Consider the following 11,589-nt stretch of genomic DNA (forward strand, 5'->3'; position numbering starts at 1 on the left):
AACAGCGGCATTCTGCCTTCCCATTACCGGGCCCTTCCAACCGGCCAACTCTCAGGGACTTGATCATGACGGCTTTCCAGCCCCGCTGTTTTTCTGGTGTCCAGCCAACCGGCAATCTTCATCTCGGCAATTATCTGGGCGCCGTTTCCCGCTGGGTGCCGCTGCAGGATCAGATGCCGTCGATCTTCTGCGTCGTTGATCTGCATGCCATCACGGCCGGGTTCCCGGATGCGGGCGAACTGAAGAGCGCGACCCGTGAGGTGACCGCCGCCTATATCGCCGCCGGCATCGATCCGAAGCGCTCCATCATCTTCAATCAGAGCCAGGTGAAGGAACATGCGGAACTGGCGTGGATCTTCAACTGCGTCGCCCGCATGGGCTGGCTGAACCGGATGACCCAGTTCAAGGACAAGGCCGGCAAGAACAGCGAGAACGCCTCTGTTGGCCTGTTCGCCTATCCGAACCTGATGGCCGCCGACATTCTGGCCTACCGCGCCACCCATGTGCCGGTGGGCGATGACCAGAAGCAGCATCTGGAGCTGACCCGCGACATTGCGCAGAAGTTCAACAACGACTTTGCAGAGCGCATCAAGGAGCTGGGCATCGGCGTGCCGAACCCCACCCCCTCGCCGGAAGTGCGCGATGAACTTTATCTGCCGCTGCCCGAGCCGATGATTGCAGGCCCCGCCACCCGCATCATGAGCCTGCGTGACGGTACCAAGAAAATGTCGAAGTCGGACCCGTCCGACCTGTCCCGCATCAACCTTGCTGACGATGCAGACGCCATCTCCAAGAAGGTCAAGAAGGCCAAGACCGATCCCGAGCCGCTGCCGGGCGAAGTGGAAGGCCTCAAGGGCCGCCCCGAGGCGGACAATCTGGTCGGTATTTTCGCAGCTCTTGCTGGCAAGACGAAGGAAGAGGTCATCCGCGATTACGGCGGGCAGCCCTTCTCCGTCTTCAAGCCGGCGCTGGCGGATCTTGCCGTCGACAAGCTGGCGCCGCTTTCGGGCGAAATGCGCCGCCTGATGGCCGACCCGGCCGAAATCGACAAGGTGTTGAAGGCTGGCGCTGAAAGCGCGGCTGCGATTGCCGAACCGGTGCTGCGCGACATGCGCAAGATCATCGGCTTCCTCGACGTGCGCTGAACCACAAGGAGACACCCATGGACTTCCTCAAGATGATGAAGCAGGCCAAGCAGATGCAGGAGAAGATGGGCTCCCTGCAGGAAAGCCTGGCCGCCCTTGAAGTGACCGGCAGCGCCGGCGCCGGTCTTGTCACCGTCACCCTGTCGGGCAAGGGCGACATGAAGGGCCTGAAGATCGATCCTTCGCTGGCCAAGGAAGACGAGGTGGAAATCCTCGAAGACCTGATCCTCGCCGCCCACAATGATGCCAAGGCCAAGGCCGAGGCGATGATGGCGGAAAAGACCCAGGAACTCATGAGCGGCATGGGCCTGCCCGCAGGCTTCAAATTGCCGTTCTGAGGGAATTGGGCCGGGGCTGCCTCCGGTTGCAAGAGAAGAGGAAGCCACTTTCCTTTGGCCGCAGCGCCCCTCTCCCCCCTTGAGGGGGAGAGGGGTGCCCTGGTCAACGGCTTGTATCTGCGGGCGCTTGCCCGCAAACAGAAGAACCGCGGTTTCTGATCAGCGTCAGCTACGGATCACAAAGGAGCATCATGGCCAGCCGGAAGGTTGCAGGACCCGAGATTGAACGCCTGATCCAGCTTCTGGCGAAGCTGCCGGGCCTTGGCCCCCGCTCGGCGCGCCGGGCAGCGCTGCATCTGATCAAGAAAAAGGAGCTGCTGCTCGTGCCGCTCGCCTCCGCCATGGCTGTGGCGGTGGAGAAGGTGGGCGTCTGCTCGGTCTGCGGTACGGTCGACACGTCCGACCCTTGCGCCATCTGCTGCGATCCGGCCCGCGACGAGGGGCTGCTGGTCGTCGTTGAAGATGTGGCCGATCTCTGGGCGCTGGAGCGGGCGGCGGCCCTCAATGCCCGCTATCACGTGCTCGGCGGCACCCTGTCGCCGCTGGATGGCGTCGGCCCGGAAGACCTCAACATCGCCTCGCTGGTGGAGCGGGTGAACCGGGGCGGCATCCGCGAGGTGATCCTGGCGATCAGTGCCACGGTGGAAGGGCAGACGACAGCCCATTACGTCACCGGCGAACTGGCCGCCTCCGGCGTCACCGTCTCGCGCCTCGCCCACGGCGTGCCGGTGGGCGGGGAGCTGGACTATCTGGATGAAGGCACGCTGGCACAGGCCCTGAAGGCCCGTACCCGGCTTTGACCCTTTTTCGTGTCAGTGAGACGGACCTGCCTCGTAGACGAGGAAGGAACAGGGCATGGGCCCGGTCAGACGGAACACCTCCTGCGCCTGGGCAAAGCCTGCGGCAAGGCCGAGGGACTTCCAGCCGTCCAGCGTCTCGGGAAAGTCGAAGCTGTTGATGTGCTGCCACATGTGGTCGAATTCGTCCGGGGCAAGCACGGCCCAGGCCTGACGCAATTCGCCCGCCATCCGCGCCATGAAGGCGTCACGGGTCAGCCTGTCCGGCAGCACCGGTTCATAGACCGCCATCATCCCGCCCTTGCGCAAGGCGTTGCGGGCAAGGGCAAAGAGCTGGCGCTTTTCGTCCTGCGGCAAGTGATGCAGCGACAGGCCGCACCAGATCACATCCACCGGCCCGGTGCTTTCCGGCGACAGGGCCGCCAGCATGTCGGTTTCCTCAAGCGTCACCGGGAAGGGCGCAGCGGCGAAGTTGCTCCGCGCCAGCGACAGGGCCATGGCGGACAGATCGATGCCGCGATAAGTGGAAACCGGGCAGCGGCTCAGCACGCTGCTGGTGACGGTGGCATCGCCGCAGGCCAGTTCCAGAATGGAAAAGGGCGCCGCAAACCGGGCGGAAATCTCCCGCTCCAGCACTTCGGCCACTTCCACATGGCCGAACAGCCCGGTGCTGGTGAGCTTGCGGTAGATGCCCCATTCAAAGCGGAACAGATCCGCCGCATTCTGCTTGCTGCTTGCCGGCATGCTCTCCTCCCACGGAAATAGGCCGCAACCGTCCCGCATGGTACACCAATTTACCCGGGTCACCAATGGACGCTGTTGCAGCCTCAACTGTGAAAAGCGGTTCCGCGTTCCCTGGCTTGTGGCCGGTGCAGGCCGCGCTTATCTCTGCCATGAAAGACTGTGACACCAGGGCTTTCGATGCTGACGCATCACGCCTTGAAATTGCTCAGATGCCCGATGGGCTCGATAAACTCCCGGCGAACCGGGCGCATCGAAAGTTGTTATGACACGCGCAAGGACTGGAAACTGCCGATGATTTCCGATGCAATCCGCTCTCTGGGGCAGGTTTTCGAGCCGGCTTTCCGGGCAATCCTGATCAAATCCCTGGCGTTCACGCTGGCCGTGCTGATGGCCGTATGGATCGGGCTTCAGGCGCTGGTCGCCGGGTTTGTGGACCTGCCCTATCCATGGCTCGATACGGTGGTGACGATCCTGACCGGCATCGGCGCCATCTTCGCGCTGGGCTTTCTGGTGGCGCCGGTGACGGCGCTTTTCGCCGGGTTCTTCCAGGATGATGTGGCAGAAATCGTCGAGCGGACCAATTATCCGGCCGATCTGCCGGGCAAGGCGCTGCCACTTGGAACTTCGCTGCTCTCGACCCTGCGGTTCACGGGCGTGGTCATTCTGGGCAATCTTTTTGCGCTGGTGCTGCTGCTGGTGCCGGGCATCAACCTCATCGCCTTTTTCGTGGTGAATGCCTATCTGCTGGGCCGCGAGTTCTTCGAATTCGCCGCGTCCCGCTTCATGCCGTTAACGGAAGCCCGCCGCTTGCGGCAGGCAAACAGCGGCAAGGTGTTCATGGCGGGCCTGCTGATTGCGGGCGTTCTCGCCGTACCGCTGCTGAACCTGGTCACGCCGGTCTTTGCGACGATTTTCATGGTCCATCTTTTCAAACGGCTTTCCTTGACCCGCCGGATATGATTGTGTCCGCCACCCGGTGACGGCTGAGGAGGAGCCTGCCGCATGCCGGTGACAGAACTTGGGCGGGAGCAGATGCAGGATCTTCTGGACGCAATCGTCAGTGACGCCATGGCCTCGGGCGAGCGGGGCAAGGTGGCGGACTATATCCCGGAGCTTTCCCGGGTGGATCCGAATCAGTTCGGCATCTGCGTGGCCACCGTATCCGGCGAGGTTTATGCCGCCGGGGATGCGGACACGCCCTTTTCGATCCAGTCGGTGTCCAAGGTGTTCGCGCTGGCTCTGGCGCTGGGAAAGGTGGGGGACCAGCTGTGGCACCGGGTGGGGCGGGAGCCTTCGGGCCTTGCCTTCAATAGTCTTTTGCTACTTGAGCACGAAAATGGGATTCCGCGCAACCCCTTCATCAACGCCGGAGCACTGGTGACAACGGACACCTACCTGGCGGACTCCTCGCCCCGCGAAGCGCTGGGCCAGATGGTGCGCTTTGTGCAGGCAGCCTGCGACTTTGAGGACATTCGCATCAACCAGAATGTTGCACAGTCAGAAATTGCAACCTCGAACCGGAACTTCGCCCTTGCCCATTACCTTGCTTCCTTTGGCAATTTGCGGAACAGCACCGACAAGGTACTTGGCACTTACTGTCACCAATGCGCCATCGACATGAGCTGCCGCCAGCTTGCGCTGGCCGGGCGGCTGCTGCTGGAAGGGCCGGGCATGCCGCGTCTGATTTCGCGCGACCGGCGCCGGCGCATCAATGCGCTGATGATGACCTGCGGCCACTATGACGGCTCGGGCGACTTTGCCTTCCGCGTCGGCCTGCCGGGAAAGAGCGGCGTTGGCGGCGGAATTCTCGTCATTGCACCGGGCCGGGCTTCCATCGCCGTCTGGTCTCCGGGCTTGAACCAGTATGGCAATTCCAAGTTGGGCACAGAGGCCATGGAGACCTTTGCGCGCAAGACGGGCTGGTCTGTCTTTGGATAAACCTGAAGGCTCCCGTCAAGTTAAAGCCGTTTCAGCACCTGCCTAAACTTCACGCCATATTAACCCGCTCTGGTCTTTCAATCGTTCAAACCCGCGAGAATCCGCGCTTCGTATTCGAGGGAAAGAAACTCAATGCAGTTTTCACCCTCAGGATACTTTGACGAGCCGTGTTCTTGGCGCTATTACCCCACTAGACAACGCCGCAGATTGCTGACGTTTACGTAAACGTCAGCATGGCGTCGGACGGGAGAGAATGTCCATGCCGGATGTCGATGTGAAGGGCAGCCGCCCTCTGTCGCCCCATCTTCAGATCTACAAGCCGATCCTGACGATGGTGATGTCGATCCTCCACCGCATCACCGGTGGGGCGCTGTATTTCGGGACCCTGCTGCTGGCCTGGTGGCTCATCGCCGCCGCCTCCGGCGAGGCCTATTATGATTTCGTCAATGGCCTGATGGGTTCGATCCTTGGCCGCCTGGTGCTGTTCGGCTTCACCTGGGCCCTTGTTCACCACATGCTGGGCGGCATCCGCCACTTCATCTGGGACATGGGCGCCGGTTTCGGCCGTGAAGCGCGCGAATGGCTGGCCCGTGCCACCATCATCGGTTCGGTGACGCTGACGATCCTGCTCTGGATCATCGGCTATATGGTCCGCTGAGGAGATAGATCATGAGCGATATGCGCACTCCCCTCGGCAAGGTTCGCGGCCTTGGCTCCGCCAAGGAGGGTACCGAGCACTTCTGGCGCCAGCGCGTCACGGCTTTTGCCAACGTCTTCCTCATCTCGTTCTTCATCGTGCTGGTCATTTCCCTGCAGGGCTCAAGCCATGCAGAACTGATTGCAACTCTGAAGAACCCGCTGCTGTCGATCCTGCTTCTGCTGGTCATCCTGTCCGGCATCTATCACATGAAGCTCGGCATGCAGGTCATCATCGAGGACTATGTCCACGGTGACGGCGTGAAGTTCCTCGCCCTGATGGCCAACATCTTCTTCTGTGCCGCTGTCGGCCTCGGATTGGTGTTCGCGGTCATCAAGATTGCCTTTGGAGGCTGATCCACATGGCCAAGACCTATGAATTTGTCGAGCACGCCCACGATGTGGTGGTGGTCGGCGCCGGCGGTGCCGGTCTGCGCGCCACCCTCGGCATGGCCGAGCAGGGCCTGCGCACGGCCTGCATCACCAAGGTGTTCCCCACCCGCTCCCACACGGTGGCAGCACAGGGCGGCATTGCCGCCTCGCTGAAGAACATGACCCCGGACTGCTGGGAATGGCACATGTACGACACGGTGAAGGGCTCCGACTGGCTCGGTGACACCGACGCCATGGAGTATCTCGCCCGCGAGGCCCCCAAGGCCGTGTATGAGCTGGAGCACTATGGCGTGCCCTTCTCGCGCACCGAGGATGGCCGCATCTACCAGCGCCCCTTCGGCGGCCACATGCAGAACTACGGCGAAGGCCCTCCGGTCCAGCGCACCTGCGCGGCGGCGGACCGTACCGGCCACGCCATCCTGCACACGCTCTATGGCCAGTCCCTGCGCCACAATGCCGAGTTCTACATCGAGTATTTCGCGCTCGACCTGATCATGTCGGAAGACGGTGTGTGCCAGGGCGTGATCGCCTGGAACCTCGATGACGGCACCATTCACCGCTTCTCCGCGAAGATGGTGGTTCTGGCGACCGGCGGCTATGGCCGCGCCTATTTCTCCGCCACCTCGGCCCACACCTGCACCGGCGACGGCGGCGGTATGGTGGCCCGTGCGGGCCTGCCGCTGCAGGACATGGAATTCGTGCAGTTCCATCCGACCGGCATCTACGGCTCGGGCTGCCTCATCACCGAGGGCGCCCGCGGCGAAGGCGGCTATCTGGTCAACTCGGAGGGCGAGCGCTTCATGGAGCGTTACGCCCCCTCCGCCAAGGACCTTGCCTCCCGTGACGTGGTGTCGCGCTGCATGACCCTTGAGATCCGTGAAGGCCGCGGCGTCGGCAAGAACAAGGATCACATCTTCCTTCACCTCGATCACCTGGACCCGGCCATGCTTGCCGAGCGCCTGCCGGGCATTTCCGAATCCGCGAAGATTTTCGCGGGCGTGGACGTGACCAAGGAGCCGATCCCGGTTCTGCCGACCGTGCACTACAACATGGGCGGCATTCCCACCAACTACTGGGGTGAAGTGCTGAACGCAGATGCCGCCAACCCGAACCGCATCCAGCCGGGCCTGATGGCCGTGGGTGAGGCGGGCTGCGCATCGGTGCATGGCGCCAACCGCCTTGGCTCCAACTCGCTGATCGACCTTGTGGTCTTCGGCCGCGCCGCTGCCATCCGCGCAGCCGAGGTTGTCGATCGGAAGTCCGCAGTGCCCACGCCGAACGAGCGCTCCTGCGAAGAAATCATGGCCCGCTTCGACAAGACGCGCCACGCCAGCGGCAGCACGCCGACAGCCGCCCTGCGCGAGAAGATGCAGCGCGCCATGCAGGAAGACGCGGCCGTGTTCCGCACCCAGGAAAGCCTGGAGCAGGGCTGCAAGCGCCTCTCCGCCATCTGGGGCGAAATGAGCGACCTGAAGGTCTCTGACCGGTCCATGGTCTGGAACTCGGATCTCGTGGAAACCCTCGAGCTGCAGAACCTGATGGTCAACGCCATCACCACGGTCTACGGCGCCGAGGCCCGCAAGGAGAGCCGTGGTGCCCATGCCCGCGAGGACTACAAGGATGGTCCGCTGGGTGGCCGTGATGACGAAAACTGGCGCAAGCACACCCTGTCCTGGGTGGACGAGGCCGGCAACGTCAAGCTGGACTACCGTCCGGTCGTCCTCGAGCCGCTGACGCCCTACGAGCAGGGCGGCATCGACCCGAAGAAGATCGCCCCCAAGGCACGCGTCTACTAAGGACGGCACCCGATGTCCGCAACCGCCCGGCCAGACACCAGTTCCCCTTTCGGCACGTACCGTGCCGAGGGTCTGGTGCGTCTTGCCTGGGGGCTTGCGGACCGGCATGACATTTCCGCCTTTCTGCGCAAGCGGATCAGGTCACTGGTGGCCCGCCTGTTCGGCGGCCCCTATGACACGGTGGTGGAAGGGCTGAAGTTCCGCGTCTATCCGGGCGCCAACTACGACGACCGCAAGATGCTGGCCCGCGGCCGGCTGCCGGAGCGGGCCGAGCACGGCCTTCTGGCACCGCTCATCCACCGGGGCGCGGTTTTCGTTGATGTGGGTGCCAATGTGGGCACCTATTCCCTGTTTGCCGCTGCTGCCGGTGCCCGTGTGCTGGCGGTTGAGGCAAGCGAGGAGACGGCGGAAAAGCTTGCCTTCAACATCGCGGCCAATGGCGCGGGCAGCATCACGCTGGTGCGCACGGCGGTGGGGGACCGGGAGGGGGAGTTGTCCCTCTGGCGCGAGCCCTCCAACGCCGGTTTTGCCACCGTGGTGAAAGATCTGACCACCGGCGAATGGGCCGGAAACTGGTCCAATGTCACCGTTCCGGTGCGCCCGCTGTTCGATGTGATCAGCGAGGCAGGCCTTGAGCGGGTGGATGTCATGAAGCTGGACGTGGAAGGGTTTGAGGACCGTGTCCTCCTGCCCTATCTGCGGACGGCAAACCGGGACCTCTGGCCCCGGGCGATCCTGATTGAAACAAACTGCCGGCCGCACTGGGCCGAGGACTGCCTGACCCTTCTGGCAGATCTCGGTTACGTCAAGGCCGGTGAAACCAGAGACAACATCCTGTTCCGGCTGGCGGCCTGACGGGGAACTGACTGGCGCGGACATTCATCCGGCGCCGTAACGCGGAGCGACGATAATGGTTCAGCTGACGCTTCCCAAGAACTCGAAGGTGACCGAGGGCAAGGTCTGGGACAAGCCGGCGGGCGCCACCAACCTGCGCGAATACCGGATCTACCGCTGGAGTCCGGATGACGGGCGCAACCCGCGCATCGACACCTATTTCGTCGATCTCGACGACTGCGGCCCGATGATCCTGGACGGTCTCATCTACATCAAGAACAAGATCGACCCGACGTTGACGTTCCGCCGCTCCTGCCGTGAAGGCATCTGCGGCTCCTGCGCCATGAATATCGACGGCACCAACACCCTTGCCTGCACCCGCGGCATGGATGAAGTGTCCAAGGGCGCCATCAGCATCTACCCGCTGCCGCACATGCCGGTGGTGAAGGACCTCGTGCCGGATCTGACCCGCTTCTACGCCCAGCACCGCTCCATCGAGCCCTGGCTGAAGACGGTTTCGCCGGCGCCGGAAAAGGAATGGCGCCAGAGCCATGAGGACCGCACCAAGCTGGACGGCCTCTACGAGTGCATTCTCTGCGCCTGCTGCTCCACTTCCTGCCCGTCCTACTGGTGGAACGGCGACCGCTACCTCGGCCCGGCCGTGCTGCTGCAGGCCTACCGCTGGCTCATCGACAGCCGCGATGAGGCCAAGGGCGAGCGTCTCGACAACCTCGAAGACCCGTTCCGCCTCTACCGCTGCCACACCATCATGAACTGCGCGCAGGCCTGCCCGAAGGGCTTGAACCCGGCCAAGGCCATCGCGGAGATCAAGAAGATGCTGGTGGACCGCCGCGTCTGACCCGGCTCAAGGCCACACAGCTTGCAGCTGATCCGGGCCCGCTCTGCCCCTTCCGCAAGGAACCTGGGCAGAGCGGGCCTTCTTTGTTGAAGGCCGCCGGTTTCTGATCCGGTTTCCTATTCTGGACAAACCGGTCCAGAAATCACATATGTATGTGCCCCGCCGCAAAGCGGCCCCTGACATGAAGCTTTCCGGAGAACAGGCATGGCCCTGAAGGTCGCGGTCCAGATGGACCATATCTCGTCCATCAACATTGCCGGTGACAGCGCCTTTGCGCTGATGCTGGAGGCGCAGGCGCGCGGGCACGAGCTTTACCATTACACGCCTGACCGGCTGGCGCTGAAGGACGGCAAGGTCTTCGCCGCGCTGGAGCCGGTAACGGTGCGCGACGAGAAAGGCAACCACTTTACGCTGGGCGAAAAGCAGCGCACGGATCTGTCGCAGATCGATGTGATCCTGATGCGTCAGGACCCGCCCTTCGACATGGCCTATGTGGCCGCCACCCATCTTCTGGAGAAGATCCACCCGCAGGTGCTGGTGGTCAACAATCCGGCCGAGGTGCGCAACGCGCCCGAAAAGCTGTTCGTCACCGAATTTGCCGATCTGATGCCGCCGACGCTGATCACCCGCGACCGGGCTGAGATCGACGCCTTCCGCGAGGAGCATGGCGACATCGTCATGAAGCCGCTGTTCGGCCATGGCGGGGCGGCGGTGTTCCGCATCACCAATGATGACCTCAACTACGGCTCGCTCTACGACTTCTTCGCCGCCACCTTCCGCGAGCCCTGGGTGATCCAGCGCTTCCTGCCGAATGTGAAGCACGGCGACAAGCGCATCCTGCTGGTGGACGGCGAATATGCCGGTGCCGTCAACCGGGTGCCAGCACCGGGCGATCTGCGCTCCAACATGGTGCGCGGCGGCTCGCCGAAGGAATCCGAGCTGAGTGACCGCGAGCGCGAGATCTGCGCCCGCCTCGCGCCCGCCCTCAAGGCCAAGGGGCTGATCCTCGTCGGCATCGACGTGATCGACGGCAACCTGACGGAAATCAACGTCACCGCCCCCACCGGCATCCGCGCCGTCAAGCGCCTCGGCGGACCGGATATTGCTGTGCGCGTCTGGGACGTGATCGAGGCCAAGCGCCGGGCGTAAAGCCCGGCTCTCTCTCCTGCTCAGCCTTCACGACAGCGCGAAGATGCGGGCCGGGCCGCCTGTGCCGCCACGGTGTTTGGGCGCACCAACCACCAGCGTGGCGCCCTTGGCCGGCAGCTGGTCCAGATTGGCGATGCACTCGATGCCCCAGCGGTTCGACGGCAGCCAGGCGTAGTGAACCGCAAAATCCGGCGACATGCCGTAGTCCAGCGACAGCGTGTCCACGGCAATGCCCGAGATGCTGCCCGTTTCCATCAGCATCTGCGCTGCTTCCACGTGAAAGCCGGGGAAATGCATCTTGCCCTCCGCATCGGCGTTGCGGAACTTTTCCGTGTTCACATGCTTGTCCCAGCCGGACAGCATGGCAACGCAGGCGCCTTCCGGCAGATCGCCGTTTGCCGCCGTCCAGGCCTTGATGTCATCAGGGGTGAGCTGCGCATCGGCATTTTCCGCAGCCCTTGCGCGGATGTCGATGACGCAGAGCGGCACGACGAGATTGGCCACCGGAATTTCCGCCACCGGCAGCCCGTCAGCCGAAAAATGCAGTGGCGCATCCACATGGGTGCCGGTGTGCTCGTTCACCCGCAGCTCGAACAGGTTGAACTTGTCCTTGGCGTAGTCGAACAGCTTTTCGGCAAAGAACTGCTGCTGGCCGAAGAAGGTCGGGAAGGCCTCGTGCAGCTCATGGGTCAGGTCGCTGACCTTGCTGGGCACCCCCGCCATGGCGGAAAAGGGCGCGCTCACCGCCGCAGCGGCCGCCACCGCCCCGCCAACGGCTGCGGCCCGGAAAAGATCGCGCCGCGACAGCATGCGGTCCTTCACGGCATTCATCACACACACATCACACATGGCTGCTCCCCTTTGCCTGTTCAGGCTTATGGAAAGATGCTGCAACCTGTG

Annotated in this window: 13 protein-coding genes; 11 read left to right on the forward strand and 2 right to left on the reverse strand. The window is 63.2% G+C overall.

The features are described 5' to 3' along the window. The first annotated feature begins 65 nt into the window (after positions 1-65). The 3 genes from trpS to recR all read left to right on the forward strand — a co-directional run bounded on the left by trpS (position 66) and on the right by recR (position 2,283). The gene (gene trpS / locus ASC48_RS04910; RefSeq protein WP_055454660.1) at positions 66-1,145 is read left to right on the forward strand and encodes a tryptophan--tRNA ligase; all 1,080 of its coding nucleotides are present in this window, start codon (positions 66-68) and stop codon (positions 1,143-1,145) included. 17 nt (positions 1,146-1,162) lie between these two features. Next, the gene (locus tag ASC48_RS04915; RefSeq protein WP_055454661.1) at positions 1,163-1,483 is read left to right on the forward strand and encodes a YbaB/EbfC family nucleoid-associated protein; all 321 of its coding nucleotides are present in this window, start codon (positions 1,163-1,165) and stop codon (positions 1,481-1,483) included. A 191-nt stretch (positions 1,484-1,674) separates the two neighbouring features. Further along, entirely contained in the window at positions 1,675-2,283 is a 609-nt protein-coding gene (gene recR / locus ASC48_RS04920) for a recombination mediator RecR (RefSeq protein WP_050473994.1), read from the forward strand. A gap of 12 nt (positions 2,284-2,295) precedes the next feature. Here the strand turns inward: recR and ASC48_RS04925 are convergent, their stop codons facing one another. Then, entirely contained in the window at positions 2,296-3,024 is a 729-nt protein-coding gene (locus ASC48_RS04925) for a class I SAM-dependent methyltransferase (RefSeq protein WP_055454662.1), read from the reverse strand. 291 nt (positions 3,025-3,315) lie between these two features. Here ASC48_RS04925 and ASC48_RS04930 point away from each other — a divergent pair, with 291 nt between their 5' ends. The 8 genes from ASC48_RS04930 (at position 3,316) to gshB (ending at position 10,689) form a co-directional block, all read left to right on the forward strand. After that, complete coding sequence (locus ASC48_RS04930) at positions 3,316-3,984, forward strand: sulfate transporter family protein (RefSeq protein WP_055454663.1); 669 nt, start codon at positions 3,316-3,318, stop codon at positions 3,982-3,984. A 42-nt stretch (positions 3,985-4,026) separates the two neighbouring features. After that, entirely contained in the window at positions 4,027-4,962 is a 936-nt protein-coding gene (locus ASC48_RS04935) for a glutaminase (protein ID WP_055454664.1), read from the forward strand. Positions 4,963-5,215: 253 nt separating this feature from the next. Beyond that, positions 5,216-5,620: a succinate dehydrogenase, cytochrome b556 subunit gene (gene sdhC / locus ASC48_RS04940; RefSeq protein ID WP_019964266.1), complete on the forward strand. Its 405-nt coding sequence runs from the start codon at positions 5,216-5,218 to the stop codon at positions 5,618-5,620. 11 nt (positions 5,621-5,631) lie between these two features. Further along, positions 5,632-6,015 (forward strand): succinate dehydrogenase, hydrophobic membrane anchor protein, encoded by a 384-nt coding sequence (gene sdhD / locus ASC48_RS04945; RefSeq protein WP_055454665.1) that lies wholly within the window; start codon positions 5,632-5,634, stop codon positions 6,013-6,015. 5 nt (positions 6,016-6,020) lie between these two features. Further along, positions 6,021-7,847 carry a succinate dehydrogenase flavoprotein subunit gene (gene sdhA, locus ASC48_RS04950; RefSeq protein WP_055454666.1) on the forward strand — a complete coding sequence of 609 codons (1,827 nt, stop codon included), beginning with the start codon at positions 6,021-6,023 and terminating at the stop codon, positions 7,845-7,847. 12 nt (positions 7,848-7,859) lie between these two features. Continuing rightward, positions 7,860-8,702, forward strand: a complete 843-nt coding sequence (locus tag ASC48_RS04955) for an FkbM family methyltransferase (protein ID WP_055454667.1) — start codon at positions 7,860-7,862, stop codon at positions 8,700-8,702. A 55-nt stretch (positions 8,703-8,757) separates the two neighbouring features. Then, positions 8,758-9,540, forward strand: coding sequence for a succinate dehydrogenase iron-sulfur subunit (locus ASC48_RS04960; protein ID WP_055454668.1), 783 nt, complete (start codon positions 8,758-8,760; stop codon positions 9,538-9,540). 204 nt (positions 9,541-9,744) lie between these two features. Continuing rightward, positions 9,745-10,689, forward strand: a complete 945-nt coding sequence (gene gshB / locus ASC48_RS04965; RefSeq protein ID WP_055454669.1) for a glutathione synthase — start codon at positions 9,745-9,747, stop codon at positions 10,687-10,689. Between the two features lie 27 nt (positions 10,690-10,716). On the opposite strand, the gene ASC48_RS04970 is transcribed toward gshB, so the two are convergent. Next, a complete protein-coding gene (locus ASC48_RS04970; protein WP_055454670.1) occupies positions 10,717-11,538 on the reverse strand; it encodes a cyclase family protein in 822 nt (273 codons plus the stop codon). Positions 11,539-11,589 lie beyond the last annotated feature (51 nt).

It is taken from the genome of Pannonibacter indicus (assembly GCF_001418225.1).
GTDB classification, from domain to species: domain Bacteria; phylum Pseudomonadota; class Alphaproteobacteria; order Rhizobiales; family Stappiaceae; genus Pannonibacter; species Pannonibacter indicus.